Source organism: Aquabacterium sp., from assembly GCF_041915145.1.
GTDB lineage: Bacteria > Pseudomonadota > Gammaproteobacteria > Burkholderiales > Burkholderiaceae_C > Aquabacterium.
Genome location: NZ_JAYSBZ010000014.1, coordinates 14,459 through 40,093, shown reverse-complemented (window position 1 = coordinate 40,093; position 25,635 = coordinate 14,459). Strand labels below are relative to the sequence as shown.

The 25,635-nt window shown below is 59.3% G+C and carries 21 protein-coding genes and 1 tRNA gene; 13 read left to right on the top strand and 9 right to left on the bottom strand.

The annotated features are described in order from the left end of the window. The first annotated feature begins 23 nt into the window (after positions 1 to 23). The 6 genes from msbA to ACE3SS_RS04460 all read left to right on the top strand — a co-directional run bounded on the left by msbA (position 24) and on the right by ACE3SS_RS04460 (position 8,646). A complete protein-coding gene (gene msbA, locus ACE3SS_RS04485; protein WP_374591778.1) occupies positions 24 to 1,754 on the top strand; it encodes a lipid A export permease/ATP-binding protein MsbA in 1,731 nt (576 codons plus the stop codon). Positions 1,755 to 1,778: 24 nt separating this feature from the next. Further along, positions 1,779 to 2,759, top strand: a complete 981-nt coding sequence (gene rfaD / locus ACE3SS_RS04480; RefSeq protein ID WP_374591776.1) for an ADP-glyceromanno-heptose 6-epimerase — start codon at positions 1,779 to 1,781, stop codon at positions 2,757 to 2,759. A 23-nt stretch (positions 2,760 to 2,782) separates the two neighbouring features. Beyond that, on the top strand, positions 2,783 to 3,598 hold the full coding sequence (locus ACE3SS_RS04475) for a DUF5672 family protein (RefSeq protein ID WP_374591774.1): 816 nt from the start codon (positions 2,783 to 2,785) through the stop codon (positions 3,596 to 3,598). Positions 3,599 to 3,762: 164 nt separating this feature from the next. Then, a complete protein-coding gene (locus tag ACE3SS_RS04470; protein WP_374591772.1) occupies positions 3,763 to 5,532 on the top strand; it encodes a glycosyltransferase in 1,770 nt (589 codons plus the stop codon). Beyond that, positions 5,525 to 6,901: a hypothetical protein gene (locus ACE3SS_RS04465; RefSeq protein WP_374591770.1), complete on the top strand. Its 1,377-nt coding sequence runs from the start codon at positions 5,525 to 5,527 to the stop codon at positions 6,899 to 6,901. Before ACE3SS_RS04470 ends, ACE3SS_RS04465 begins: the two co-directional genes overlap by 8 nt. Positions 6,902 to 6,921: 20 nt before the next feature. Continuing rightward, positions 6,922 to 8,646, top strand: coding sequence for a hypothetical protein (locus ACE3SS_RS04460; protein ID WP_374591768.1), 1,725 nt, complete (start codon positions 6,922 to 6,924; stop codon positions 8,644 to 8,646). 45 nt (positions 8,647 to 8,691) lie between these two features. On the opposite strand, the gene ACE3SS_RS04455 is transcribed toward ACE3SS_RS04460, so the two are convergent. Genes ACE3SS_RS04455 through ACE3SS_RS04420 form a run of 8 tightly spaced genes read right to left on the bottom strand, consistent with a single transcriptional unit; the run spans position 8,692 to position 17,128 of the window. Continuing rightward, positions 8,692 to 9,936 carry a hypothetical protein gene (locus ACE3SS_RS04455; protein ID WP_374591766.1) on the bottom strand — a complete coding sequence of 415 codons (1,245 nt, stop codon included), beginning with the start codon at positions 9,934 to 9,936 and terminating at the stop codon, positions 8,692 to 8,694. After that, positions 9,933 to 10,955 carry a class II aldolase/adducin family protein gene (locus tag ACE3SS_RS04450; RefSeq protein WP_374591764.1) on the bottom strand — a complete coding sequence of 341 codons (1,023 nt, stop codon included), beginning with the start codon at positions 10,953 to 10,955 and terminating at the stop codon, positions 9,933 to 9,935. The genes ACE3SS_RS04455 and ACE3SS_RS04450 overlap by 4 nt, the downstream gene beginning before the upstream one ends. Before the next feature lie 4 nt (positions 10,956 to 10,959). Continuing rightward, positions 10,960 to 11,715, bottom strand: a complete 756-nt coding sequence (locus tag ACE3SS_RS04445) for an HAD family hydrolase (protein WP_374591762.1) — start codon at positions 11,713 to 11,715, stop codon at positions 10,960 to 10,962. After that, complete coding sequence (locus ACE3SS_RS04440; RefSeq protein WP_374591760.1) at positions 11,709 to 13,751, bottom strand: uridine kinase; 2,043 nt, start codon at positions 13,749 to 13,751, stop codon at positions 11,709 to 11,711. The genes ACE3SS_RS04445 and ACE3SS_RS04440 overlap by 7 nt, the downstream gene beginning before the upstream one ends. After that, positions 13,751 to 14,353, bottom strand: coding sequence for a phosphatidylinositol-specific phospholipase C/glycerophosphodiester phosphodiesterase family protein (locus ACE3SS_RS04435; protein ID WP_374591758.1), 603 nt, complete (start codon positions 14,351 to 14,353; stop codon positions 13,751 to 13,753). The genes ACE3SS_RS04440 and ACE3SS_RS04435 overlap by 1 nt, the downstream gene beginning before the upstream one ends. Next, positions 14,350 to 15,054 carry a glycosyltransferase family 2 protein gene (locus tag ACE3SS_RS04430; RefSeq protein WP_374591756.1) on the bottom strand — a complete coding sequence of 235 codons (705 nt, stop codon included), beginning with the start codon at positions 15,052 to 15,054 and terminating at the stop codon, positions 14,350 to 14,352. The genes ACE3SS_RS04435 and ACE3SS_RS04430 overlap by 4 nt, the downstream gene beginning before the upstream one ends. Continuing rightward, entirely contained in the window at positions 15,051 to 15,458 is a 408-nt protein-coding gene (locus tag ACE3SS_RS04425; RefSeq protein WP_374591754.1) for a GtrA family protein, read from the bottom strand. The genes ACE3SS_RS04430 and ACE3SS_RS04425 overlap by 4 nt, the downstream gene beginning before the upstream one ends. Continuing rightward, positions 15,455 to 17,128 carry a sugar phosphate nucleotidyltransferase gene (locus ACE3SS_RS04420; RefSeq protein ID WP_374591752.1) on the bottom strand — a complete coding sequence of 558 codons (1,674 nt, stop codon included), beginning with the start codon at positions 17,126 to 17,128 and terminating at the stop codon, positions 15,455 to 15,457. Before ACE3SS_RS04420 ends, ACE3SS_RS04425 begins: the two co-directional genes overlap by 4 nt. A 263-nt stretch (positions 17,129 to 17,391) precedes the next feature. Here ACE3SS_RS04420 and ACE3SS_RS04415 point away from each other — a divergent pair, with 263 nt between their 5' ends. From ACE3SS_RS04415 to ACE3SS_RS04395, 5 genes are all read left to right on the top strand, one after another. Continuing rightward, positions 17,392 to 17,823: a ComEA family DNA-binding protein gene (locus ACE3SS_RS04415; RefSeq protein ID WP_374591750.1), complete on the top strand. Its 432-nt coding sequence runs from the start codon at positions 17,392 to 17,394 to the stop codon at positions 17,821 to 17,823. Positions 17,824 to 17,951: 128 nt separating this feature from the next. Further along, a complete protein-coding gene (locus ACE3SS_RS04410; protein WP_374591748.1) occupies positions 17,952 to 18,959 on the top strand; it encodes a polyprenyl synthetase family protein in 1,008 nt (335 codons plus the stop codon). 92 nt (positions 18,960 to 19,051) lie between these two features. Further along, positions 19,052 to 19,128 (top strand) — tRNA-Pro (locus ACE3SS_RS04405). A 279-nt stretch (positions 19,129 to 19,407) separates the two neighbouring features. After that, on the top strand, positions 19,408 to 19,668 hold the full coding sequence (locus ACE3SS_RS04400) for a helix-turn-helix domain-containing protein (protein WP_374591746.1): 261 nt from the start codon (positions 19,408 to 19,410) through the stop codon (positions 19,666 to 19,668). Beyond that, positions 19,668 to 21,008, top strand: a complete 1,341-nt coding sequence (locus ACE3SS_RS04395) for a type II toxin-antitoxin system HipA family toxin (RefSeq protein WP_374591806.1) — start codon at positions 19,668 to 19,670, stop codon at positions 21,006 to 21,008. Before ACE3SS_RS04400 ends, ACE3SS_RS04395 begins: the two co-directional genes overlap by 1 nt. A 243-nt stretch (positions 21,009 to 21,251) precedes the next feature. Here the strand turns inward: ACE3SS_RS04395 and ACE3SS_RS04390 are convergent, their stop codons facing one another. Next, positions 21,252 to 22,460: an MFS transporter gene (locus ACE3SS_RS04390; RefSeq protein ID WP_374591744.1), complete on the bottom strand. Its 1,209-nt coding sequence runs from the start codon at positions 22,458 to 22,460 to the stop codon at positions 21,252 to 21,254. A gap of 192 nt (positions 22,461 to 22,652) precedes the next feature. Between ACE3SS_RS04390 and pilB the strand changes: the two genes are divergently transcribed. Beyond that, positions 22,653 to 24,374, top strand: a complete 1,722-nt coding sequence (gene pilB / locus ACE3SS_RS04385) for a type IV-A pilus assembly ATPase PilB (protein ID WP_374591742.1) — start codon at positions 22,653 to 22,655, stop codon at positions 24,372 to 24,374. A 39-nt stretch (positions 24,375 to 24,413) separates the two neighbouring features. Beyond that, entirely contained in the window at positions 24,414 to 25,634 is a 1,221-nt protein-coding gene (locus ACE3SS_RS04380) for a type II secretion system F family protein (RefSeq protein ID WP_374591740.1), read from the top strand. Position 25,635: the final 1 nt, after the last annotated feature.

Sequence of the window (25,635 nt, the reverse complement as noted above, 5' to 3'; positions counted from 1 at the left end):
TTCCTCGCCAACCGCCAATCCGCATGGACTACAAACCCACCCTGCACCGACTCTGGAGCTACGCGCGCCCGCAATGGCGCATGCTCGGCGCATCACTGCTGTTCTTCGTGCTGGGCGCGGCGGTGGAGCCCACGATCCCGGCGCTGTTCAAGAAGCTGCTCGACTCGGGCTTTCAAGAAGGGCTCAAGTACCCCATCTGGATGGTGCCCGTGGTCATCATCGGGTTGTTCTTGGTGCGCGGCACGTTCAACTTCTCGGGCGGCTACACCATGACCGCCGCCGTCAGCGGCATGGTGCTCGACATGCGCCGCGACCTGATGCGCGCCCTATTGCGCGCCGACGCCAGACTGTTCACCAGCATCAGCCCCGGTATCGCCGTCACCAAGGTCATCAACGACCCGCAACACGCGTCGCAAGCCTTGGGCAGCGCGCTCATCTCGTTCATCAAGGACGCCTCGACCCTGCTCTTCCTGATCGGCTACCTGGTGTACCTGAACTGGCAGCTCACCATCATCTCGTTCATATCGATGCCGCTGCTGGGCCTGACCGTCAAGCTCGTGCAAAAGCGCCTGAGCAAGGTCGGTGAGGAGCAATACCGCTCGCAGCAACGCCTGGTTGGCACGGTGGACGACAACGCCCGCGCCTGGCGCGTGGTACGCACCTTCGATGCGGCTGATTTCGAGCTCGCGCGCTTCGACGTCGAAGCCCACAAACTGCGCCGCATGACAATCAAGCAAGTCGCCACCAGCTCGCTCATCACCCCCAGCACGCAAGTCGTGGCTGCCGTGGGCGTGTCGATCATCATCACGCTCGCCCTGTGGCAGGCCAGCCATGGCGCTTCGACGGTCGGCGAGTTCGTATCCTTCGTGACGGCCTTGCTGATGGCGATTTCGCCCATGCGCCACCTGACGGACGTCTTTCAGCCCGTGAGCGGTTCGCTCATCACGGCGCGCGGCTCGTTCGAAATCATGGACGCTCCGCCCGAGCCCGACAACGGCACGCTCGACCTGCCCACCTGCCGTGGCGACCTCAAGATCCAGCACGTCTCGCTGCAATACGAAGGCTCAGGGACGCCTGCATTGCAGGGTCTGGACCTGCACATTCAACCCGGGCAAACCGTGGCCCTCGTCGGCGCCTCGGGCGCAGGCAAATCGACGGTCGTCAGCGCCCTGCTGCGCTTCGTCAACCCCGACTCGGGCCGCATCCTGCTGGATGACCAGCCCATCGCCGATCTCAAGCTCGCCAGCCTGCGCCGCCACTTCGCGGTCGTCTCGCAAGACATCGTGCTGTTCGACGGCTCGATCGCGCAAAACGTGGCCTACGCCAGCCCGCGCGGCATCGACCGCGACCGCATCGAGCAATGCCTGCGCGCGGCCAACCTCTGGGCCCACGTGAGCACCTTGCCGCAGGGCATGGACGCCCCCATCGGCACCAACGGCAGCATGCTCTCGGGCGGCCAGCGCCAACGCCTGGCCATCGCCCGCGCGCTCTACCGCGATGCCTCGATCTGGATCTTCGACGAAGCCACCTCGGCGCTCGACTCCGAATCCGAAGCCATCGTGCAGCGCTCCATCGAAGACCTGCGCCACGCCAAGACGCTCATCCTCATCGCCCACCGCCTGAGCACTATCAAGAACGCTGACGTTATCTGCGTGATGGCCGAAGGCCGCATCATCGAGCAGGGCACCCACACTGAGCTCATCGAACGCGGCGGCACCTACGCCAACATGGTCCGGATCCAATCCGCGCACTGACCAGTCCGACACTCGAGCACCACCATGATCATCATCACCGGCGCCACCGGCTTCATCGGATCGAACATCGCCGCCGACCTCAACGCGCGAGGCCGCACCGATCTGCTGCTCGTCGACGACCTGGGCACGCAAGGCAAATGGAAGAACATTGCCAAGCGACGCTTTCTCGATCTCGTCGACTACAGAGAACTCGACCGCCTGCTGCCCTCGCTCCAACGGGCCGACGCGGTGTTCCACATGGGCGCCAATTCGTCCACCACCTCGACCGACGGCGACGAGATCCTGCGCGTCAACCTGCGCGCCAGCATGGCCTGGTGGAACTGGTGCACGCAAACCGGCACGCCACTGATCTATGCCTCGTCCGCCGCCACCTACGGCGATGGCGCACAGGGCTTCAACGATGACCCGAGCCCGACCGCGCTCGACCAACTCGCCCCGCTCAACCTCTACGGCTGGTCGAAGCACCAATTCGACAAATGGGCCGTGGAACGTGCTGCCGAGGGCAAGGCCCCGCCGCAATGGGCTGGCCTGAAGTTCTTCAACGTCTACGGCCCCAACGAATACCACAAGGGTGCCATGCAAAGCCTGGTGGCCAAGAACACCGCGCTGGTGACGCGCGGCGACACCATCAAGCTCTTCAAGAGCTACAAGGAAGGCTTCGCGGACGGCCAGCAGTTGCGCGACTTCGTCTACGTCAAGGACTGCGTGGCCGTGATGCTGTGGCTGTTCGACCACCGCCACGTCAGCGGCGTGTTCAACCTCGGCACCGGGCAGGCCCGCAGCTTTGTCGATCTGGTGCAAGCCATCGGCTCGGCGCTGAACAAGCCGGTGAACATCGAGTTCGTCGAGATGCCCGAGAGCATTCGGCCGAATTACCAATATTTCACCGAGGCGAAGATGAGCAAGCTGCGCAACGTGGGCTACGAAGCCGGATTCTCGTCGCTTGAGGACGGCGTGAAAGATTACGTCTCGGGGCACCTCACCCGCTCCGACATGTACCGCTGACCCGGCACACGAAGCCAACCACCATGCTTGAGCTCCCCGACGTGACCCTGTGCTGCGTGGACACGCGCAGCGTGCCGCAAGCGCTTTACGCCATGCAGCGGTGTATGTCGGTCGCCAGGTTTGGTCGTGCCATCTATCTGGGCCCCAGCCCAGCCAATCTGGGCATCACCCCACCCGCTGACCTCGAATGGGTCACCATCCCGGCGCTAAACGGCATTGAGGACTACAACCGCCTCATGCTGCATGGGTTGACTCAATACATCACCACCTCTCATGTGCTCATCGTGCAGTGGGATGGGTTCATCACCCACCCCGCCCTGTGGCAACCCGATTTCTTGGCGTACGACTACATCGGCGCACCGTGGTACCACGGTGGACACCCCGGCTACGTGGGCAACGGCGGTTTTTCTCTGCGCTCCAAGAAGTTGCTGAACGCGCTCGAGCAGATCAGCCCAGATTCGACGCAACCAGAAGACCACGAGATCTGCGTGAACCGCCGCAGCGAGTTGGAACGAAATCATGGCATTCGCTTTGCGCCACTCAGCGTTGCTCAAGGCTTTTCATGTGAGTACGGCGGCTATCGCCAAAGTTTTGGTTTCCATGGGATGCAAAACTTTGCGCATGTGATGCGCCCAGATGAACTTCTCTCCTGGATGGCTACGGTACCGCCAGACATCCTGGCTCATCGGCACACGCGCAAGCTAATCAAGGAGTTGATGACTTCTCAGCGCACTTCAGAGGCATGGCGACTGTTGCTAAGCAGGGCCGAGTCGATGGGGTGGTCTTTCGATCACGCCGTGCTGGGTGCCCGCATTGGCTTTCACCATGTCGTGGCCTGACTCTCAGGCCACGACATAACCGGGCTCCACACCGCATATCTGTTGCTGCCCAGCTTTACCCGTATATGCCACGTCGTTTACAAAACTGACAACTCAGTCCTGGAAGATTGGCATGTTGTAATCGCCGACTCCGCGTATCGGAACAAATATCAATCGTGTCTGACATGTCGATCATAAAAACGCTGAGGGAGTGGAACAAGAAGCGGCTGCATTTGCGGCGGCGGGGGCGACACTGGGCCACTTACGGAGACTGGATCAAACAACAATCCCAGCATTGCGCGGTTGTCTCACCCAACGCTGCCACGGTTCTCGTCGTTGTCGACGTCACTTCCTGCTCACTCAAAGCACTGATCAAGACGTGCGACACCTTGGCTGCTCAAGTGCAGTCCAACTGGCTAGTCCGATTTGTTTGCGGCAACTCCACAAACGCACGTGACACGTTCGCCATGAAGCGGGCGATTTCCAGCCTGGACGCTCGGGCGACATGGTGTGACAACGATCAGGCGCGAGTCTCGCTCGCCAAAGACATCGAGTCTTGCCAGATTGAATGGTTGTGCCTTCTGGAGGCAGGCAATACTCTGACGCACCACGCATTTGCATCCGTGCTGAATGAAGCCTCGTGTCGCCCGGGCTTGCGCCTGATTTACGGCGACCACGATCACATCGATAGTCGGGAAACCCGTTTCGCTCCGCACTTCAAACCGGATCTCAACCCGGAGATGCTGCTGTCCTGGAACTACATCGGCAACACGTTCTTTATTCGCGCTGCTGATCTGTCACTCGACGACCTGTTCCGCGATCAAGCCGATCTGGATGCGCAACGATGGCGCATTCTGCTCAAGGCGACAAATGGAGCACATGCCGAGGAGGTGTGCCACTTGCCACAGATACTGCATCACGTGTGGCACGACGGAACCAAAGCCCGACCCGGACAAGATGATGTGACGTGCGGCACAACTCGTGTCACCACCGGCATGGCCGCAGTCCTCAAAGAGCATCTTGACCAGCACATGCCGAGAAGCACTTTCAGCGAACTTCCCGGCCATATCGGGTTTCACGTCCACTTCGCCATTCCGGAGCCCGCCCCGCTGGTCACGATCGTCATTCCCACGCGCAATGCCAAGCAGCTGGTTGAGCAATGCGTCGGCTCGCTGCTCGCGGTAACCGACTACCCCAGCTACGAAATCATCCTTATCGACAACGGATCAGATGATCCGGCGGCTCTGGATTACTTCCAGAAACTGGCGCAAGACCCTCGAGTGCGAGTCATTCGAGACGATCGTCCGTTCAATTACTCGGCGCTGAATAACGCCGCCATCCCCCTCGCGAACGGGGAACTGATCCTGTTATTGAACAACGACACCGAGTTCAAGCAATCCGAATGGCTCAGAGAGATGGTTTCGCTATCTGTTCAGCCCGGAATAGGCTGTGTTGGCGCCAAGCTCCTCTACCCCAACGGAAACATTCAGCACGTCGGCGTCATCACGGGCATTGGAGGCGTTGCGGGTCATGCATACGTGGGCGCGCCAGGCAACGCTAAGGGGTACTTCAACCGAGCCTTGATGCTGCATAGCGTCAGTGTCGTTACTGCAGCGTGCCTGATGATCAAGCGCTCGGTATATGAAGAAGTCGGCGGCCTCAACGAGGCAGACTTGGCGGTCGCATACAACGATGTGGACTTCTGTCTGCGAGTTCGCGATGCCGGTTATCGCAATGTACTGACCCCATTTGCAGTGGCCTACCACCACGAAACTGCTACGCGCGGAAGCGATTTTGATCGCATCAATATCGATCGCTTCCGGCGTGAGCAAGCCTATATGCTTCGAGTTTGGGGAGCCACGCTCGAATACGATCCGGCGTACAACGTAAATCTCACGTTGAAGGGCTGCAATTTCGAAATTTCCCCCCAGCCAAGAACATACAAGCATGCTTGATTGGATCCGGCGCCCCAACGATCACCTCACCGCGCGTCAGGCTGGTAGCGTCACCGAATCGGTTTGGGTGACCATCGCATGTGCATTGTTGATCGTCGTGGGCAAATGCTGGTATGTGCACCGGACGGCCAGCCCTTTTCCGTTCTGGGATCAATGGGACGGTGAAGTTCTTGTACTGATGCGGCACTACCTGGACGGTTCTTTGGTGTGGACGGATTTTCTGACGCCCGCCAACGAGCATCGCATCGTCTACACCCGAATACTCAATCTCGGCGCCTTTGTCTTGCAAGGCGAACGGATGAACTGCCTTCTGCCCATTTACGTGCAGGCTCTCATCCACTCGGCATCCGGTGTTCTTCTGCTTCGCGAGCTCAATCGCGAACGGCCGCACTGGTTTCTGTCGCTCGCACTCGCACTGCCTTTTGCATGGCCTGTCAGCAGCGAAAACATGTTCTGGTCGTACCAGTCCCAGGTCTACATCCAGATACTGTCCTTCACACTCGCAACCATCTGGCTTGCCAAACCTGACTACAGCCTGCGCCGCATGCTGCTTCTGGCAGCCTTCGTCTGGCTCAACATGGCCACGACCCTGCTGTTGCCCGTTTTGGGTATTTGCGCCTCGTATCTGCATTTCACGGCTACGCGCGATCAAAGGCATCTGCGCAATCTCGCACTTTATGCCACCCTGGCTGGCGCCATCTACTTGACCATTCCGTTCAACCCCGCCCATGCCGCCATGAAGGCAGCCTCGTTCGGTGCCTTTTTGACGGAGCTGAAGCTCTATTTAGAGCGCCCTCTAGGGGCCGGCTGGTTAATGTGGACTCCATTTGCATGGTCCTCATGGCAAATATTGGTTCGCAAGAATCGCTCTCCGTTGCTCATTACGCCGTGGTTGCTTCATACGCTGGTTCTATGCTTGTCGGCACTCGCCAGCTACGGTCGACAAGGTGGCGTACCTGATCGCTATAACGATTACATCGCGCTGGCCTACGCCGCATCTGTTCTCACCGTTTGTCAAGCAACATCGATGCGTTCCGACTCGATCAGTCTGAGGGCGATGACACAGAAACTCGCCCTGCTAGTCGGGGTTGGCCTCGTGGCATACGCAGGTTATGCGCGTATAGATGGCGACCGCAAGATCTGGGTGCGCCGGTATGCGAACGGAACCAAGGCCGTCGCGGCGGTCTACGCAGCTTTCCCGCTATCTGCCGAGGCTGCACAAGCGCAGCTCAAACAGTCCGGGCAAAACGTGTACCCGAGCGATGAGGCGCTTGCCCAACTGCTTGTTCACCCTGCATCGGCCTACATGTTCAGGAACTGGATCCCGCCAGAATCCCGCGTCGCGGTCAGTCGTCCTGCACCACGCTGACAGACGAGGTCAGTGAATTCATGCGCAAAGGGTCGTCTCTTGCCCAAAGCAGTCTCAACGCCAATTGGTGGTGGTGGCTGACATCAGTTGCGCTGCTGATCTTCGCGATCACTCGTCAATATCACTGGCTCATTTCAGGCGAGATGTGGGCCGAAATGGGCACCAACTATTTTGTACACGCGCACCGAGCCAACTGGCCTGATTGGTTGCTGGCCACCGATGCGGGTTATCTGCCCATTCCGCAGCGGCTATTGGCGTCATTGGTAGAGGCATCCAGCACCCCTATTGCGTGGACACCATATGCGTACAACGCGCTGGCCATCGTGCTGGCGTCGTTATCGATCGGTGCGTTCGCGCATCCTTGGTTTAGGCCCTTGGCGAGCCAAGACGCGCTTCGCGCCGGCATGTGCCTGCTGTGGGGCATCGTCCTCGATTTTGAAACCCGCACGTTCATCAACTTCACCTACACCTTCGCGTTGCTGGGGACACTGTGCTGCGCCCGGGTGATCGTCAAGCCAGGTGAGCGGGTACCGGGATGGCTGTGGCTTCTGCCCATCCTGCTGCTGTCCAAGCCGGCAGTCCTGCTGGCGTACGTCATGGTTTTAATCGCTGCTTGGTACTCTCGTGGCAGCATGCGCGCCATCGCCACCGCGTGCACATTGGCAGTATTGCTTCAGATCTGGACGCTGGCTGCCAGTCGGGCAGCCGGGATCATGCCTTCGCAAGCCGCACACCTGGGCATAGGCGACCTGATCCGCACGCCCCTGGGTTACAGCATCGGCTATCTTGGCGCTGTGGTTGTCGGGCAAGACCTGTACCTCCGACTCGCCAACCTTCCGGTTGTCGCGCACCTGTTGCCAGGCACGCTCTTTCTTTGCGGCTCCGCCATGGCTTTCTGGCGAACTTCCAGCATGCAGGCACGAGCGCTCATGCTTGCAGGCGGCGTGCTGTTGCTGGGCAACATGGTGCTCAACGTGGTGGCATTGGGCGCGGAATGGGACCACAAGCTGACCAAGCTGAATCACCTGTGGCTTTATCGTCATGTGGTTGTCGCTTTCTGGGGAGCCACTTTGATCGTGCTCGGCACCTGGCTCGCATGCTGCAACAACACGGTACGTGCATCAGGCATACGGCGATGGAGCCAACGCCTACTATCGTGCTGGTTGCTGTTGGTCGCAGCCTCATGGCTTGCAATTGGGTTCCGAGCCACCAAGCCTCCGAGCTCGCCAATCCTTGGAAACGGGCAGTGGCAAGCTCAAGCCCGATACATGCAACACGCTGCAAGCCCGCTATGCGTCCCTGTCGATCCTTTTGCATGGGGCATCTACGGAGACGGCTGCATACGTTTGAACAAGGAGTCTGTTCTGCGCGGGCCGTGGAGCTACATCACGGTGACAGATCTCGACATCAAGGTGCCAACATCCGTGCGAGACCGCGAGATTCTTGCTCTATCCATCATCATCGCAGCACCGACGCCTCAATCGCCTCAGACCGCAAGGGCCCAACTCATCGAACGCGATGGCACCCCCGTCAGCGACGTCTTTGAAGGACACGCCCCGCTAACCATCGAGGGTCACGCGTTGACGCTGAGAACCGCTTCCAGCTTCCGTGCCAGGACTTCGATACGCCTGCACTTCGACACAGCCGTTCGAGTGCTCCAAATGCCTGACGACTCGACGAATATCGCCACTGCCACCATGTGGATGGGCAAGCCTTACCCAGGCGAATCTGAACGCGACCGCTGATCGCCGTCTCCAGGCCATCGCCAAGACGTGCAAGAGCCGACAAATTCAAGAAGTTTTCTTTGTCGACAATATCGAGAGCAGCAATGCGAAGCTGCTAGCTGCAAACGCGTATCCAAAAAACAAGAACGAATCCACACCCAGCATCTTGGGCTGGCGAGCGTAGATGGCGCCCATCGGCAAACGCAGATCGAGATCAAGAAACCGATCGGTGAAAACCGAAATGCTGTCCAGCAAAGGGCTTGTTGGGCAATACGCCCAGCGCAGCAAGAACGCTACTTGCCAAACACCAAACAATGTCAGCTGCAGCCTTGACGCCCGCTGGTCGAACAGCACCACTGGCAATGTCACCGCGGCCCAAGTCATCCAGCCTGCAGAGTGGAACGCGAAAGCTCCCAACGCCAGCGTGACCGCCGCCACGGACCACCACGGTTGTCGAATCTGTCGATAAGCGACATAGCCGAGCAAGAACACATACGTCGCAGCGAACCAGTATTGCCGATGCATCTTGAGGTTCATGAGCAAAAACTGCGCGCCTGCACCCATCTGCTCCCGATAGGCCACCGACTTCGAATAGGGCCACTCAGACGCTTTGAACAAGGCAAATATCAACAGCATCACCACGCCCATCTGGATGCGACGACGCCAACCGTCCTGCTGCAAAACATACAGTGGTGCAAATAACAACGCAAAAGGCTTCAGTACAACGGAAATCAGCCACAGGGCGCTCGCTCCCATACTCCGCCCCCACGGCCCCGTCTGTGCCTCTCGCTCGTACAGACAAAAGGCCATGACCAGCGGCGCAGCCACGAACAGGTCGTACTGCCCCGAGTAGTACTGGTGAAATATCACGATCCCGCTGAGCCAATAGCTGAGCACCATCCACCGAAAATTCGTGCGACGCACCAACCAGGCTGCCACGACCAGATCGGCGATCAGGATTGGTATCTTGATCCACGAATACAAATGACCGGCAGGCGGCTCATGCGGCGGCGTGGCATTGATCTGACCGAAGCTGACGAGACACTTCAGAACGTAATACAAGGCTGGTGGATACGGAAAGTCCGAGTGGTCGTTGATGGCTCGATAAGCCCACGGGTCGTCACTCGGAAATGCCAGTGCATGCTGAAGAAACACCAAGAAGCGATAGATGTCGAAATGCCCGGTGAACAGGCACAAGAACACTTTCAGCATCAGCACAAAAACGAACACCCACTTGGTCCAAGCGGCAGCTTGCTGCCACTGGATGCGACAGCTATCCCATAGCGAAGAGTGCGCGTGCGTGTCGGTCATTTGCAGAGATTGATCTGCTGCCTGTAGCGCTCCGCATCCCAGTTCAGCAGGGCAGCCACCTGCTCATGCTCCAGGGTCTGCAGTTGCTGGCCAGCCGGCTGGCGAAGCAACACATCGGCGTAACAGCGCAATTGCACCAGCTTGCCCGCTGAAAGAGGTTGCAACGAAAACACGCCGACGTCCTGAATGAAGTGCGCCTGGTCAGTGACCGGGCCACCTTGCACGTTGCAATATGCCCGAGCAGCCCCCACGCTGTCGTGGCAAATTGGCGATGCACCCAGGAATACCACGTGATCGGGATACAGAGCCCATGCATCTGCCATACGCTGCAAACCTGAGGCAGTCATGTCCAGGCCCTGCACGATCGGATCATCCACGGGCTGAAAACACCATGTGGCATCAACCTCGATCGGCTCTCGACGGATCTCCGACGCGACAACCATCTGGTCGCCCTGCAACAGGGTGCCCACATCCGCAAGAATGTCGCGAATTTCATCCAGCGAATCACCCGCGGCCACGACTCCGTGATTCGCCATACAAACCAGCTGCGTTCCGGGCGAGCCCACCACCGCATCGTTTACCGCCCGTGCCAAATCGGCCCCCGGCTTGTGATACGGGACAAAGCAGGGCTTCCAGCGTGTGGAAAGACGGCGCACCATGTCCGGCCAAGGATCCCGCCGAACCAAACAGACCAACGCGGCAATGGCGTGCACGTGCACGACGAGTCGTTGCGGCATCAACGCATGCAAATTGGTTTCGATGGAAGGCTTCAGCGTCGCCCCCTCCAGCACCCTTGGAACAGCCTCGAATCTCCGCTGCCTGATCTCTTGCTGCAGTTCAGTCAAGGCAACCGGAACGAAGATGTTTCGAGCCGACGCATCTCTGAGCCAGGTACCAGACGCCTTGATCCACAAGGTGCCCCCATCCTTCCAGGACACGTTGCCGCCTGCACCTTGAACCAGCATGGAATCTGAGCCAATGGAGGCACAGAATTCAGATATCTGTGAATGCATGGTCATGGCATCAAGCTTGCGTACCAGAGAGGCGGCGAAGCAAGCTGCGTAGCTCCGAGAATTCGGCGAATGTCGCATCTGGCATGGATTCACCTTCCCCTTCGATGACCCCCTGGTGCAGCTTCTGCAGCGTGACCGCCTGAATCTGCTCGCGCGCGCCTCGAATGTCGTTAACCGGGTTGTCTCCGATCATCCAGATGCAATTGCCCTTGGGGCGCATCTTCTCAAGAGCAATCTGAAACGGCGCGGCATCAGGCTTGTCATGCCCAGCCTCTTCGCTGGTGACGATGAAATCAAAGTAGTGATCGAGTCCGAAGTACACCACCTTGCGAAACTGAATCTGCGCAGTGAGGTCGGTGACGATGGCGGTTGGCACACCAAGCAAGCGAAGCTCGTCCAACAGTTCCTTGACGTCATCAAACAATACGGCCTGATTCAGGAACGTGCGCCAATACGTCTGCTCGAAGTCGAGCGCCAGCATGACCTGAGAACCCAGCCCGATGATCTCGAGCATGCGCTGAAAGTAGAGCAACCGACTGTGCGACGCAGCTGTGTGCTTCAGGCGCTTCTTGACCTGAGCGCGAGCCTCTGCATATGCCTTATCGAACGCGTCCGTGTCGATGGAAAACGTTCGAGTCACCTTCTCACGAACCGCAGTCATGGCAACTTCGTGCGCCGGATCGTAGTGATACAGCGTGTTATCCGTGTCGAACAATATGGCATCCGGCACTCGATCAAATCGATCCGGGTTGTTCATCTTCACCATAGAAACCGTTTCTTCAGAGCTTGCTGGATGTGGGACAGGGCGATCAGTTGCATGAGTCCGAGTACCCCGTCTTTCCACTTTGGCTTGGTGTCCAGGAAAACCAACATCTCCGGGAACAACATTTGAGCGGCCATGGCGACATCCTCCGCCGTCGTCTCGCCTTCGATCACGAGTTCTGTTTCATGCTCGCTGTCGTCCACCAGGGACATATCCACATGCAACCCACACACACCGGTCAACACCCGTGCGAGGGAGCCTTCGTGCAGCCCTTGCCTTGAACGAGCCTGCAACTTGAACCGCATCTGCTTGGCGTCATCCAACTCAAGCAGTCGAGGGTGAATCGGCTGCAGCGACATCACCAAGTCCGCGTGCTGCGCCTGGGGACGAATGAACCTGTCGGCGTCGGGCGCCCTCTTGGCAAGCGAGCTGAGCACTCGCTCCGCCGTATGACCCCGCTGCTTGACATCCCGCTCAAGCTTCAGAAACCGCCGCAACCCCTCATCGATGTCGAGATAGATGCTCAGGTCGTAGCACTCGCGAAGTATCGGCAGATACAGGGTGTGCAAACCGCTGGCGATGACGAAGTCGTTGCTCCGTACCTGGTGCGGCAAGCTCATCTTGCCGGTGCTGTGATCATAGTGACGCGAGACGATCGAGCGCCCATCAGCCAGAGCCAGCAGATCGTGTGCATATGCCTCTAGATCATTTGCTCGCGGGTTGAGGTGGGTCATCACCTGCCACATCGGCTTCTGACGGTCCCACAAGTGATAGTCGTCCCCCGACAGGGTCGCCACCGAATGGGCCCCGAACAGATCAACCAACGCGTCGGAGAGGGTGTCCTTGCCAGCGCCGGAATCCCCGGAGATTCCGATCACGAAGGGCTTGCGGCTCAACCTGAAATAGTCGTTAGCTTTCACCGTGTCACGCCAGATGCGCCATCCCAGCACTACCCCGACGGACGCGAGCAACGTTGGAAGGATCGGATGTGCAGCACTCTGCCAGTTGGCAAGACTTCCCCACGCCGAATCGTGCCCGGCAATCGCAGGCCAAGGCATCACCGTGATGTTGCCGGCGGCGTACAGCATGGTGAACGCGACCGTGAGCCACGTAGCGACTCGATCGGATCGAACCTGATATGCCACCATCAACGGCAACACCCAAATGAACCACCCTGGCGAAGCTGGCGTCATCAGCACCACCAGGAAGAAAGCGAGCCCGAGCATGGCCGTGAACAACTCGAAGTTCAAGCGCCGAATCTGCCAAGTCAGATACAGCACCAGCACATAGGCCATGGGCAACAGATAGAGCCGGGTATGCGGCCCCATATCAAGCGCAAACTGGTACACCTTGCCCATCTCAGGGTTGCTGACCAGCATGTGCACGCCACCAGCCGACAGCACGAAAGGCAAGAGCAACACCAGCACGGCGAAAGCCAAGCCCGTCATATAGGCACGCAGGGAGGACCGCAGTGCCTTGTTCTGAAACAGGTAAATGACAAAGAATGGCAGTGCCAGCACCATGCTGAGCTTGGCCGACACCGCCGCGCCGCACAAGGCTCCAGCCGTCAGTAGTCGCATGTGCTGCGCGGCCAACAGTGCGAGGGTCAGCAATAGAACCGGCAGCACATCGTTTAGCCCAAGCCAATAGCTGGCCAGCACCACGATGGGCGACAACCAATAGCCAAGCAGCAATACGCGGTCATGCCCCGGATACAGTCCGCGCAAAGCGAGCAACAAACCAAAATCCGCCACCAACAAGGTGCCGGCATATCCGAAGTGCAGTGATGCTCCAAACAGATGCGCGACCCAAACCAGCGGCATCAACGCCATCCATGTCACGTAGCCATATGGAAATGCCGCCGGGTTACCGCCGCCATCCAGAAATTGACTCCAGGGGTCGAGAGACGAGTGCTCCAAACCGTGCATCAGAAACGGCAGATACCACTGACTCTCGGCCCATGGCCGAAAGACCGCGATCAGAATTACCCGAGCGACCAGACCCGCCAGGAAATACGGTTGAAGCATCAACTTGCGCATCACGAACCCTGCTGGGCCTCCCAGATGTCAGGCCGCTTGGTACACACGGCATCAGGCTGAATACCCAACTCCAGGAGTTGCTCGGCCAGCTGCGGAATGTGCTCCTGAGCAGAGCGCCCTTGCAACTCTGGAGAAACCAGACAAAGCCTAAAGCCGGCCTGCTTCAGCCGATTTGCAGCCTGCAGATCAAGCGGAAAGCGTGTAAAGCAATCCACCCAGATCCAGTCAATCCGACCAGCCAGCGTCAGTGCCGTTTCAATTGACTCGTACTCAGAAACACGCGCCGCGCATCGACGTTCACCGCGGTTAGCCCAGCGAATCAGGAAAGGAAAGGACTGATCCAAGAAGAAGTAGTCGGAGATGCCACGCTGCGCCATCAGCGCGATGAGACGCTCCTCAAGCCCTTCTTCCTTGACATTGAGGATGAGCGTGCCGTGCTTGTAGTGATCCAACCAGCGCTCGAAGTCTTCACCCGACACATACGGGTCGTGCTGAACGATCAGGTCAGTCCCGAGACTTCGCAAATCAATTTCAACGCCATAACGCGCTGGCGTGGCGCACAACTCTTCGATGGTGTTACGCCGATGCGCTATGAGTTTCATGAGCGGTCAACCTTTCTTTTGAGCTCCAGACTGAAGTCGACCGTGCGCTTAATGAACTTGCGCTTGGCCGCCCAGTTCACGTTCCAGTGCGACGTGCCATGCAGGCGTTCGCCAAAACGAACTGGAAACCGATGCACAGGCAACCCCGCACAACGAGCCCGGTAATACGCATAGAGATCCAGAGAAAAATCGTGTGGCGCGTCATCCGACCATGACTCGAAGAACTGCCGAGAGAACATGGTTGGCTGCGCGTTGATGTCCCACAGCGGCCGACGCAACAAGGCCGTCTCAAACAGGCTCATGCCAACGGTGAAAGCCACGTCAGCGGCAGGCCTGCCGTACCGACGGCCCTTGACGAAAAGATTCGCCCCGTGGCGTTTGAAAAAGGCGAACCCCTTCAGAGCATCAAGGGGATCTGTCTGCATGTCCGCGTGAGTCCACGCTAGAACATCGCCATGCGCGGCACGCAACCCGGAAAGAATGCCAAAGCCATAGCCCTGGTTCTTTCCAACCAAGACCGAACGCACACCAGGATATCGGGGGAGCAACCCGTCCAACACGGCACCGCTGTCATCGGTCGATCCGTTGTTAACCAGCACCACTTCAACGTCATCCGCCTTGACCACGTCGGCACACCGCTCAATCAAGGTCGGCAGGTTGGCCGATTCGTTGTAGCAAGGAATGATCAAGGAGAGCTTCATGTAGGGAACTTGGATAAGGGCGACGATTGCCGAAAAACCAGAAATTTCATGCCTAGAAAATTGAGTACCGCAGACGTTCCCGTGGCGACAACGAATGCACCTTGCCGCCCCCAACTCTGTCCCGCAAGTACCTTTAGGAACCACGCATTCACCAGCACGTTGGCTGCCAGCGTGACTCCGTATAGCAAGGCGAATCGCACCACACTACCGCTCGCCGCCTCACGATGCCCAAACGTCCAATGGCGGTTGGCAAAGTAGGCGAACACCGTACCGATCAAGAAGCCCGCCGCCTTTGCGACGTCAAGTTGAGCCCCGCACACGCCCAGCAAGGTGTAGCTGGCGTAATCCACCAACACGGTGGTAACGCCGACCAACAGGAACACCGTGAGTTCGCGGCGAATCATGCACGCGACTCATCAATGGCCGGAGGCGTCCAGCTATAGCGCTCACGCAAACCGGCCACAGCTTCTGATGGCACCCGACGATCTCGCTCCAACGAGTAAGGGTGTGATCCCCACTTATCGAAGCACGATTGCCAGTACTCGAATGTACGAAGATCGTTCGGCGTACCCCAAGAGAAGAAATGGTCCACCTCAAAGATCTGGCAACGCATGCCCAGCTCAAGCGCGTGGTTAACAGTGGAGTCCAAGTAGTACTCGCCATTGATGCGATCGTCGCGATCAATGAGTCGCTTCAACGCCTGCCTGAAATGCTCCAGCCGCTTGAAAGTGAATGTGCCGATCACGATCGGATCGCTCGCTGGATTCTCGAGGGGTTGCTTGACCGACACGCGTTGAATCTGGCCATCCGCGTTCGCGTCAACCCATCCGAACATACGTGGATGACGCACGGCGTTGGCGTGCCCCCGAGCCACCCAGACCACGACATCCACGTCGTCCCGGGACATCAAAGTTGCCAGAGCTTCTCGGTCATAAAGAGCCCCGTTGTCGCAAGCGCCAAATGTGATGGGCTCGGCAACCTTTTCGCACTGTTCCTGCAAAGCCGTCACGCCCAACTCAGCCGAACAAGCCTGCCCCTCCGTCACCGAGGGAACATCGAACAATACGCAGTTTGGATAGTGCTTCCGAAGCGCCTGCCCGATCTCTTCCCTTCCAGGCATGTCGGTTCGCAACACAAAGGACTGCTGCAGTGCGGCGGGCAAATCTCCAACAGCCTGCAGCACCATCGGACGCCCGGAAACCGGAATCAACGGCTTGGTCTGGGTATAGCCCTCCCGAGCAAAACGTTGCCCCAGACCGGCCATCGGCACAACCACGCTGCCCTGCGCCCCTGGCTCATCCTGGTCCGACGCGCACAGCGCGCTGAAGGCCCGAGACCACGCCCCATATTCAGCCACGTCTTCAGGGGTGCCCCACTGCATGAAATGCTGCAGCGGATACACCCGAATGTCCCGCCCCCCGTCCAGCAGAGGCTTGTAAGCAAGACTGACGTAATACTCTCCGTTCACCTGCAACTGCCGACGCTTGGTTTCTTCCAAAGCACTCAGCATCAACTGCCCTGAACGAAAGTAGTACGTGCCACTTGACGCGAATTCATTCATTCGGTCGTTGGTGTAGGGCTGCTTCTCCTGAATATCCAGGACCCGTCCCGCATCCTCCCGCATATATGCATAGTTGGTCGTCCCCAGGGTATGCGGGTGGAACCCCTTGTACGCGGGGATGGCGCCATCACAAGAGGAACGATGCACAAAGGACTTGAAATGCATCCAGTCCCATAGACAGGTGAAATCGCAATAGTTCAACACCACCGGACCGTCTTGATCGATCAGGTGCGCCACCTGCTGCACTGCATGAATCGGCCCCAATTTATGCGGTGCGATGCCTACCACCTGCCCAGATGGGCAGCAGTGGCGCAACACTTCCCGCATGTCGTAGTCTGTACTGCTCAAGTGATCTTCGTTGCAGATAAACAGAACGTTCTGCTCACCCGGAAACATATCAATCACATGCGAAATGATGGGCTTGCCGTCGATCTCGATCAATGGCTTGGGCACCTTGTAGCCCGCACGGCGAAATCGCTCGCCAAAACCTGACATGGGAATGATGATCTGCACGTTTTGTGACTTTCCTTGAGCGTTACTTATAGAGGTGCTCGGGCGACTTCGGCGCAATTATGGTCGCAAGACAGGAGCACGCTCTTGGCCTCGACACACGGAATGCCACGTGTCAATCTGTTCGGTCCGAGCGCGAAGACTGCACACCCTTTCAGGCGACTGGCATGTGTCTCTGCGTTTGCTATGCTGAAAAGCTCGGATCAGTTGCCAGATCCCATCACCCAGATGGTGTCTAGGCATTTTTTATTCAGGAGGAATCACACATGTTCAAGAAGCTCATCACCCTCGTTCTCGCCCTCTTCGCCGCCGCTGCCTTCGCCGCAGTCGATGTCAACAAGGCTGACCAAGCCCAGCTCGAAAGCATCAAGGGCATCGGCCCGTCCATCTCCGGCAAGATCCTCGACGAGCGCAAGAAGGGCGCCTACAAGGACTGGCCGGATCTGATCGAGCGCGTGAAGGGCGTGGGCGAAGGCAATGCCGCCAAGTTCTCGGCCGAAGGCCTGACCGTCAACGGCGGCAGCTACAACGGTGCCCCGGCCGCCACGACCAAGAAGGAGCCCAAGGCCAAGAAGGCCAAGGCCGACAAGGCGGCCGCCGACACCAGCGCCGATGCAGTCGCCGAGCCGGCCAGTACCAGCAGCAAGAAGAAGTCGAAGAAGGACAAGAAGGACAAAGCTGCTTCGCAAGCTCAATAACGCAGACGAAACTGCAGCAGCAAACAACGAACGGGCCTTCGCGGCCCGTTTTTCATGGTGATTTCTATAATCGCGCTTCGCGTCGGCCCTGCCGACCTCACCCCACCTCTTCCAAGGCCGCGAACAACGTGACCACCACTTCGGCAACGCCCTCGTCAGCGATCGACTTCAAGAGCCTGGTGGCGCCCGAGCTGGCCGCCATCGACGCCGTCATCACGCAACACCTGGCGTCGGACGTCGCCCTGGTCAGCCAGATCGGCCACTACATCGTGAACGCCGGCGGCAAGCGCATCCGGCCGATTCTTGTGACGCTGATGGCGCGCGCGCTGGGCTTCGAAGGGCCGCAACGCCATCAGCTGGCCGCTGTCGTCGAGTTCATCCATACCGCCACGCTGCTGCATGACGACGTGGTCGACGAATCCGCCCTGCGCCGCGGCCGCGACACCGCCAACGCACTGTTCGGCAACGCGGCCAGCGTGCTGGTCGGCGATTTCCTGTATTCGCGGGCCTTCCAGATGATGGTGTCGGTCAACCGCATGCGCGTGCTCGAAGTGCTGGCCAATGCCACCAACGTCATTGCCGAGGGCGAAGTGCTGCAGTTGATGAACATGCACGACCCCGACCTGACCGTGGCCGACTACTACCGCGTCATCCAATACAAGACCGCGCAGCTGTTCGAAGCCAGTGCACGCCTGGGCGCGATCCTGGCCGATGCGCCGCCAGAAGTCGAAGCATCCTGCGCGCAATTCGGCATCGCGCTCGGCACCGCCTTCCAGCTGGTGGACGACCTGCTCGACTACGACGGCAACACGGCCGAGCTCGGCAAGAATGTGGGCGACGATCTGCGTGAAGGCAAACCCACGCTGCCGCTGATCATTGCGATGCAGCGCGCCAACGACGCCGAACGCCAGACCCTGCGCAGCATGATCGAACGCGGCGCATCGGCCGCAGAGCTCGACGCCCAGCTCGACACCGCCTTGCAGATCGTGCGGCGCACCGGCGCCCTCGAGGCGACCCGCGAAGCCGCCTTGGAGCAAGCCCGCCAGGCGCAAGAATGCCTGCAATGCATTCAGCATTCACAGTACCGAGAAGCTCTGCTACAATTGACGATTCAGTCAGTTCATCGCATTTCTTGATGCAGTGAGCAGCAACCTGAACTACTCAGGTCGACTGATTGAATCGATTGACTCAGATCGAATGGCTCAACCGTTCGATTCAGCATCAGATTCGGGGTGTAGCTTAGCCTGGTAGAGCGCTACGTTCGGGACGTAGAGGCCGGAGGTTCGAATCCTCTCACCCCGACCAGAATTCCCTTGTAAATCAAGGACTTGGAACAGCCGCCGCGACGCGGCTGTTTTGCTTTCTGGCGATTCTGTGCCAATTCTGTGCCAAATGGCGCGACTGAATGCCCGGCACCGCACCGTGAACATATAAAACTGCTCGCTACAGGAGTCACCTGATCATTGGGTGTCGGTCGAACCTGTCGCCGCTTTATGCCCGCTGTCCCATTTATCTCAAATTGAGATATTTGCAATTTATCTGGATTCGAGATATCTTTGAAATATCCGCATAACAGATACGACCATGACTGCCACCCTACAGCCACTGACGACTACCCAGCAGCTGGGCAGGCTGCTGAACTCGGCCCGCAAAGCTAAAGGACTCTCGCAGCGTGACTTGGCCGCCAAGATCGGCGTGGGCCAAAGTCGCATCTCTCACCTTGAGCAACATGCCGAGGAAATGAGCGTGGCTCAGTTGATGGCCTGGTGCGCTGCACTTGGCCTCGAAGTCAGCATTGGTCAGCGAGACGCCTCAGCGGCATCAAGCTCATCCTCTGTGTGGTGATGGGACGCAGATCACATCGCCGCACACTCTCCATCTGGACAAATGGCGTCCGGGTCGGCACTTGGTCCATGCCCACACGCGGGGACATGGAACTGCAGTACGACGCAGCCTGGGTAAGCTCGCAAGTCGGCCGGCCTCTGTCCTTGTCGCTACCCTTCCAGTTCGGCAACCTGCCCCACAAAGGGACTGCGGTCCACAACTTCTTCGACAACCTGTTGCCGGACAGCGATGCCATCCGCACGCGCATTGCGGCACGCTTCAAAACTGGCTCCATCGATGCCTTCGACCTGCTCGAGGCCATCGGTCGAGACTGCGTCGGTGCCGTGCAGCTTCTCGCGGAAGATGGAACGCCCAAGGGCTACGACAAGGTCGAGGGCACACCGCTGTCAGACGAGGAGGTCGAGCGGCATCTGCTCAACACCGTGAGCGACGAGAAGTTCAACGCTGGTCACAACGCAGCAGACGACTTCCGGATTTCGCTTGCAGGCGCGCAAGAGAAGGATGCCTTCCTACGTTGGAAGGGCCAGTGGCTGCGCCCGCACGGCGCCACGCCAACGACGCACATCTTCAAGCTGCCCCTCGGCTTTGTCGGGGGTCGCCAAGCCGATTTCCGAACCTCGGTCGACAACGAATGGCTTTGCCTGCGCATTCTGCGGGCCTATGGCCTCGACACCGCTGAGGCCAGCATCGGGACGTTCGGCAAGCAGCGCGTGCTGGTGGTCGAGCGATTCGACCGCCGCGAGCATCCCGATGGCGGCTGGCTGCTGCGCCTGCCGCAGGAGGACTTCTGCCAAGCCCTCGGCGTCTCCCCGCTCATCAAATACGAGAGCCAGGGCGGTCCCGGCCTAGTCCAGCTGTTTGGCATCCTGCGGCAGTCTGTCCGCCCGGCAGACCAAGCCGCCCTGCTGACCTCGCAAATCCTATTCTGGCTGCTACGCGCTCCGGATGGCCATGCGAAGAACTTCAGCATCCAGTTGCTGCCGGGCGGACGCTTTCAGCTGACCAAGTTCTACGACGTGATGTCCGCCTATCCGGTCCTCGGCGAAGGACCAAACCGCTGGTCCGAGTACGAATTGAAGCTGGCCATGGCGTTGCATGGCAAGAGCAAGCACTACAGCGTGAGGAACATCCAGCGCCGGCACTTCAACAGCACGGCACGCAAGGTCGGGTACGGGGACAGTGCGGAGCCCCTCATCGAACACATCCTGGAACGCACGCCGGCAGTCATCGCCGAAGTGCGCAACGCACTCCCCGAGGGTTTCAATCAACCCGTCGCGGACACCATCCTCAATGGCCTGCAAGCGGCAGCACAACGACTGGCAGAAATGCCGGCGAACTGAGGTTGACATCCGATGTGTCTTACCCCAGGAAGTGTTTCCGGGTCACCCTAGACGAAGCGACTCACGTCAGCTGAGGGGCTGCCGGCGTTGGGTATGTCGGCAGCCGATTAGTGGCAAATTGGAGGCACGAGACTCTATTTGCCACTAACCGAAACTGCACGCAGGCGCGCGCAAGTTGTTGATTCATGATGCCTCCCGACCAAGGAGCACGGTCTGGGGCTCGGTTACCCCGTTTGCAACCGCTCAGCGGGGAAACCGGCTTTCGATGGCCAGACCGAGCAGCGCGGTCAATCCAAATATCGCGCCCGCATAAAAGGTGTACGACGCCCCCAACTGATCCCACAGCAACCCAGCGACGGCGCTGGCGATCAACATGGCAAGGCCGCTGACCAGGTTGAAGAACCCGAACGCCGTGCCTCGAAGGGCGGCAGGTGCCGTGTCGGCCACCATCGTCGCCAGCAAACCCTGCGTCATTCCCATGTGAATACCCCACAGCGCCACGCCTGCGAGCACTGTCGTCCAGTGGTTATTCATCGCCAAGACCAGATCGGCTGCAATCAGGACGACCAAGCCCCAGGCCAAGAGCGATTGGTGACTCATCCGATCGGACAACTTCCCGAATGGATAGGCCGACGCCGCGTAGACGACGTTCATGGCCACCATCACCAGCGGCACCAGGGCCGCGGCGACACCGCCCTGCTGGGCACGCAGCACCAGGAAAGCTTCACTGAAGCGGGCCAGCGTGAATACGGCACCCATACCGACCACCCACCAGTAGGAGCCGCTCAAGCGCTTGAGGTTCTCTCTGCGGATCGGGTTGCGGCGCTTCTCGCCGATGTGGTGCTCGGGCTCACGCACGCCAAACAGCAACAACGCCACTGCCAGCAACCCCGGAATCACGGCCACCCAGAACACGGCCCGAAAATCGTTGGCCCACAGCAGCATCAAACCGACCGCCAGCAGCGGGCCGAGAAACGCACCCACGGTGTCGAGCGATTGACGCAGGCCGAACGCCGCGCCACGCGCCTCGGGAGGCGCGATGTCCGCCACCATGGCATCACGCGGAGCGCCGCGCACGCCTTTGCCGACCCGGTCCAGCAGGCGCGCCGTGAGCACGATGCCGGCGGTCGGTGCGATGGCAAAAAGCGGCTTGGTCAAGGCCCCCAATGCGTAGCCGAACACGGCCAAGCCCTTGCGCTTGCCCAGGTAGTCGCTGATCGCGCCCGAAAATACCTTGACGATCAGCGCCGTGGACTCGGCCAGTCCCTCGATCAGCCCCACGACCAACGCGCTCGCGCCCAGCGTGCCGACCATGAACAGCGGCAGCAAGCTGTGGATCATCTCGGATGAGATGTCCATGAGCATGCTGACGAAGCCCAGCACCCAGATACCAGCAGGAATATTGGCGGCGTCGATCATGTGCTTCATGTCATTCGTCGGTTGAGCTTTCATGCACGAATTCCGGCCCAGAACTCTCTTGGCCGCCTGCCATCGCGGCCGCAAACATTCGACTCGAACGTAAATCAATCGATAAAGCCGGTAAATTGGTTTCCAATTGGAACGTTTGCCCTGGCTACTCCCATTTACAGTGCCTAGTGGATCAGCGATGATCCGCCCCATTTTGTATTGTGAAGTGTGCAACCAATGGTAGATGCCGCAACCGACCCCTCCCCGAGCTCGCTGTCTGGCGTGGCCCGAGTGCTGGTCAATGCGGGCAAGCTGGATGCCAGAGCTGCTGAAGGCTTGGTCAAGGCAGCCAAGGAACAAAAGCGCAGCTTCATCTCGGCCGTGGTGGCGTCGGGCTCCGTCAGCGCAGCCGATCTGGCGCACACGCTTTCGACGTCCCTAGCGGTTCCGCTGCTCGATCTCAACTCGGTCGACGCCCAGCGCCTGCCCAAGAACGTCATCGACGCCAAGCTCAGCGCCCAATATCAGGTCGTGGTGCTGGGCAAACGCGGCAGCCGCCTGTTCATCGGCGGCGCCGACCCGACCGATCAAGAGGCTGTCGAGCGCATCAAGTTCGCCACCCAGCTGAGCCCGGAATGGGTGATCGTCGAGGCCGACAAGCTCGCCAAGCTGCTTGAAAGCACCACAACGAGCGCCACGGAAGCGCTCGATGCCTTGGCGTCGAGCGATTTTGAATTCGACATCACCGACGAAGAAACCGCGCAACCCGAGGCCGCGCAAGAAACCACCGACGTCGAAGACGCGCCGGTGGTGCGCTTCCTGCAAAAGATGCTGGTCGACGCCATCAATATGCGAGCGTCCGACTTGCACTTCGAGCCGTTCGAATACAACTATCGCGTGCGTTTTCGCGTGGACGGTGAATTGCGCGAAATAACCCAACCGCCGATTGCCATCAAGGACAAACTGGCTTCGCGGATCAAGGTGATTTCAAAGCTCGATATTGCCGAAAAACGCGTACCGCAAGACGGCCGGATGAAATTGAAATTCGGCAGCAAGGCGATCGATTTCCGAGTCAGCACGCTGCCGACGCTGTTCGGCGAAAAGATCGTGATCCGGATTCTCGATCCGTCGAGCGCCAAGCTGGGGATCGAGGCGCTGGGTTACGAAAAGGCCGAGAAAGATCGGCTGATGCATGCGATCCAGCGCCCTTACGGCATGGTGCTGGTGACCGGGCCGACCGGCTCCGGCAAGACGGTTTCGCTCTATACCTGCCTGAACATCCTGAACCAGCCCGGCGTCAACATCTCGACGGTCGAAGATCCGGCTGAAATCAACCTGCCAGGCGTCAACCAGGTCAACGTCAATGACAAAGCCGGGCTGACCTTTTCCGTCGCGCTGAAAGCCTTCTTGCGCCAGGATCCCGACGTGATCATGGTGGGCGAAATTCGCGACCTCGACACCGCCGACATCGCCATCAAGGCCGCCCAGACCGGCCACATGGTGATGTCCACCCTGCACACCAACGACGCTCCCACCACGCTGACCCGTCTGATGAACATGGGCGTGATGCCGTTCAACATCGCGTCGAGCGTGATCCTGATCACGGCGCAGCGGCTGGCACGCCGTTTGTGCGAAAACTGCAAGGTGCCCGCCGACTACCCGCGCGAAGCCATGCTGCGCGCCGGCTTCAAGGAAGCCGAGCTGGACGGCACCTGGAAGCCCTATCGCAATGTGGGCTGCTCGGCCTGCAATAACGGATACAAAGGCCGGGTCGGCATTTACCAAGTGATGCCCATTTCAGATGAAACGCAGCGCATCATCTTGTCCGAGGGCACGGCAATGGACATTGCCGACCAGGCCCAGAAAGAAGGGGTGCGCGATCTGCGCCAATCCGGTTTGGTCAAGGTCCGCGCCGGGCTGACCACGCTGGACGAAGTGATCGCCTGCACCAACGAATAACCCGCCACGCGCACACCAACAGTCTGAGTCGGAGGCTTCATGGCCACTTTGGCAACCCCGAAAAATCTGCAAGAAGTCGTCTACGAGTGGGAAGGCAAAGACCGCAACGGCAAGATCGTGCGCGGTGAGATGCGCGCCGGTGGCGAGGCCATGGTCAGCGCGAGCCTGCGCCGCCAGGGCGTGATGGTCACCAAGGTCAAGAAGCGCCGCATCTCCGGCGGCAAGTCGATCAAGCCCAAGGACATCTCGATCTTCACGCGGCAGCTGGCCACGATGATGCGCGCCGGCGTGCCTTTGCTGCAGGCCTTCGACATCGTCTCGCGCGGCAGCACCAACCCGCGCGTGACCAAGCTGCTCAACGACATCCGCACCGACGTCGAGACCGGTACCAGCCTGTCGACGGCCTTCCGCAAGCACCCGCTGTATTTCGATGCGTTGTATTGCAACCTGGTCGAAGCCGGCGAGGCCGCCGGTATTCTCGAGACACTGCTCGACCGTCTGGCCACCTATCAAGAAAAGACGCTGGCCATCAAGGCCAAGATCAAGTCGGCCCTGATGTATCCGGTCGCCGTGCTGGTCGTCGCGTTCGTGGTGGTCGCGGTCATCATGATTTTCGTGATCCCGGCGTTCAAGCAGGTGTTCACGTCCTTCGGCGCCGAGCTGCCGGCTCCGACGCTGTTCGTGATGAACCTGTCGGAGATCTTCGTCAAATACTGGTGGCTGATCTTCGGCTCGATTGGCGGCGGCTTGTATTTCTTCTTCCAGTCCTGGAAGCGCTCCGAGAAGATGCAAAAGACCATGGACCGGCTGCTGCTCCGGATCCCGGTCTTCGGGGATCTGATCTACAAGTCCACAGTCGCCCGCTGGACGCGCACCCTCTCCACCATGTTCGCCGCAGGCGTGCCGCTGGTCGAGGCGCTCGACTCGGTGGGCGGCGCTTCGGGCAATGCCGTGTTCGTCGAAGCCACCGAGCAGATCCAGAAGGACGTGGCCACCGGCTCCAGCCTGACCACCTCGATGCAGTCCACCGGCGTCTTCCCGGTCATGGTGCTGCAGATGTCGGCCATCGGCGAAGAATCGGGCTCGCTCGATCACATGCTGGGCAAGGCAGCCGACTTCTATGAAGACGAAGTCGATGAAATGGTGAAGGGTCTGTCCAGCCTGCTGGAGCCGATCATCATCGTCTTCCTGGGCGGCTTGATCGGGGGCATCGTGGTGTCGATGTACCTGCCGATCTTCAAGCTCGGTCAAGTGGTTTGAT

Coding starts and splice junctions, on each gene's coding strand:
- ACE3SS_RS04395 (WP_374591806.1), top strand. CDS start 19,668: ATGGGACGCAGATCACATCGCCGCACACTCTCCATCTGGACAAATGGC.
- ACE3SS_RS04400 (WP_374591746.1), top strand. CDS start 19,408: ATGACTGCCACCCTACAGCCACTGACGACTACCCAGCAGCTGGGCAGG.
- ACE3SS_RS04380 (WP_374591740.1), top strand. CDS start 24,414: ATGGCCACTTTGGCAACCCCGAAAAATCTGCAAGAAGTCGTCTACGAG.
- ACE3SS_RS04440 (WP_374591760.1), bottom strand. CDS start 13,751: ATGCGCAAGTTGATGCTTCAACCGTATTTCCTGGCGGGTCTGGTCGCT.
- ACE3SS_RS04415 (WP_374591750.1), top strand. CDS start 17,392: ATGTTCAAGAAGCTCATCACCCTCGTTCTCGCCCTCTTCGCCGCCGCT.
- ACE3SS_RS04425 (WP_374591754.1), bottom strand. CDS start 15,458: ATGATTCGCCGCGAACTCACGGTGTTCCTGTTGGTCGGCGTTACCACC.
- ACE3SS_RS04430 (WP_374591756.1), bottom strand. CDS start 15,054: ATGAAGCTCTCCTTGATCATTCCTTGCTACAACGAATCGGCCAACCTG.
- ACE3SS_RS04475 (WP_374591774.1), top strand. CDS start 2,783: ATGCTTGAGCTCCCCGACGTGACCCTGTGCTGCGTGGACACGCGCAGC.
- ACE3SS_RS04465 (WP_374591770.1), top strand. CDS start 5,525: ATGCTTGATTGGATCCGGCGCCCCAACGATCACCTCACCGCGCGTCAG.
- ACE3SS_RS04445 (WP_374591762.1), bottom strand. CDS start 11,715: ATGGTGAAGATGAACAACCCGGATCGATTTGATCGAGTGCCGGATGCC.
- ACE3SS_RS04390 (WP_374591744.1), bottom strand. CDS start 22,460: ATGAAAGCTCAACCGACGAATGACATGAAGCACATGATCGACGCCGCC.
- rfaD (WP_374591776.1), top strand. CDS start 1,779: ATGATCATCATCACCGGCGCCACCGGCTTCATCGGATCGAACATCGCC.
- ACE3SS_RS04460 (WP_374591768.1), top strand. CDS start 6,922: ATGCGCAAAGGGTCGTCTCTTGCCCAAAGCAGTCTCAACGCCAATTGG.
- ACE3SS_RS04450 (WP_374591764.1), bottom strand. CDS start 10,955: ATGACCATGCATTCACAGATATCTGAATTCTGTGCCTCCATTGGCTCA.
- ACE3SS_RS04455 (WP_374591766.1), bottom strand. CDS start 9,936: ATGACCGACACGCACGCGCACTCTTCGCTATGGGATAGCTGTCGCATC.
- pilB (WP_374591742.1), top strand. CDS start 22,653: ATGGTAGATGCCGCAACCGACCCCTCCCCGAGCTCGCTGTCTGGCGTG.
- ACE3SS_RS04470 (WP_374591772.1), top strand. CDS start 3,763: ATGTCGATCATAAAAACGCTGAGGGAGTGGAACAAGAAGCGGCTGCAT.
- msbA (WP_374591778.1), top strand. CDS start 24: ATGGACTACAAACCCACCCTGCACCGACTCTGGAGCTACGCGCGCCCG.
- ACE3SS_RS04435 (WP_374591758.1), bottom strand. CDS start 14,353: ATGAAACTCATAGCGCATCGGCGTAACACCATCGAAGAGTTGTGCGCC.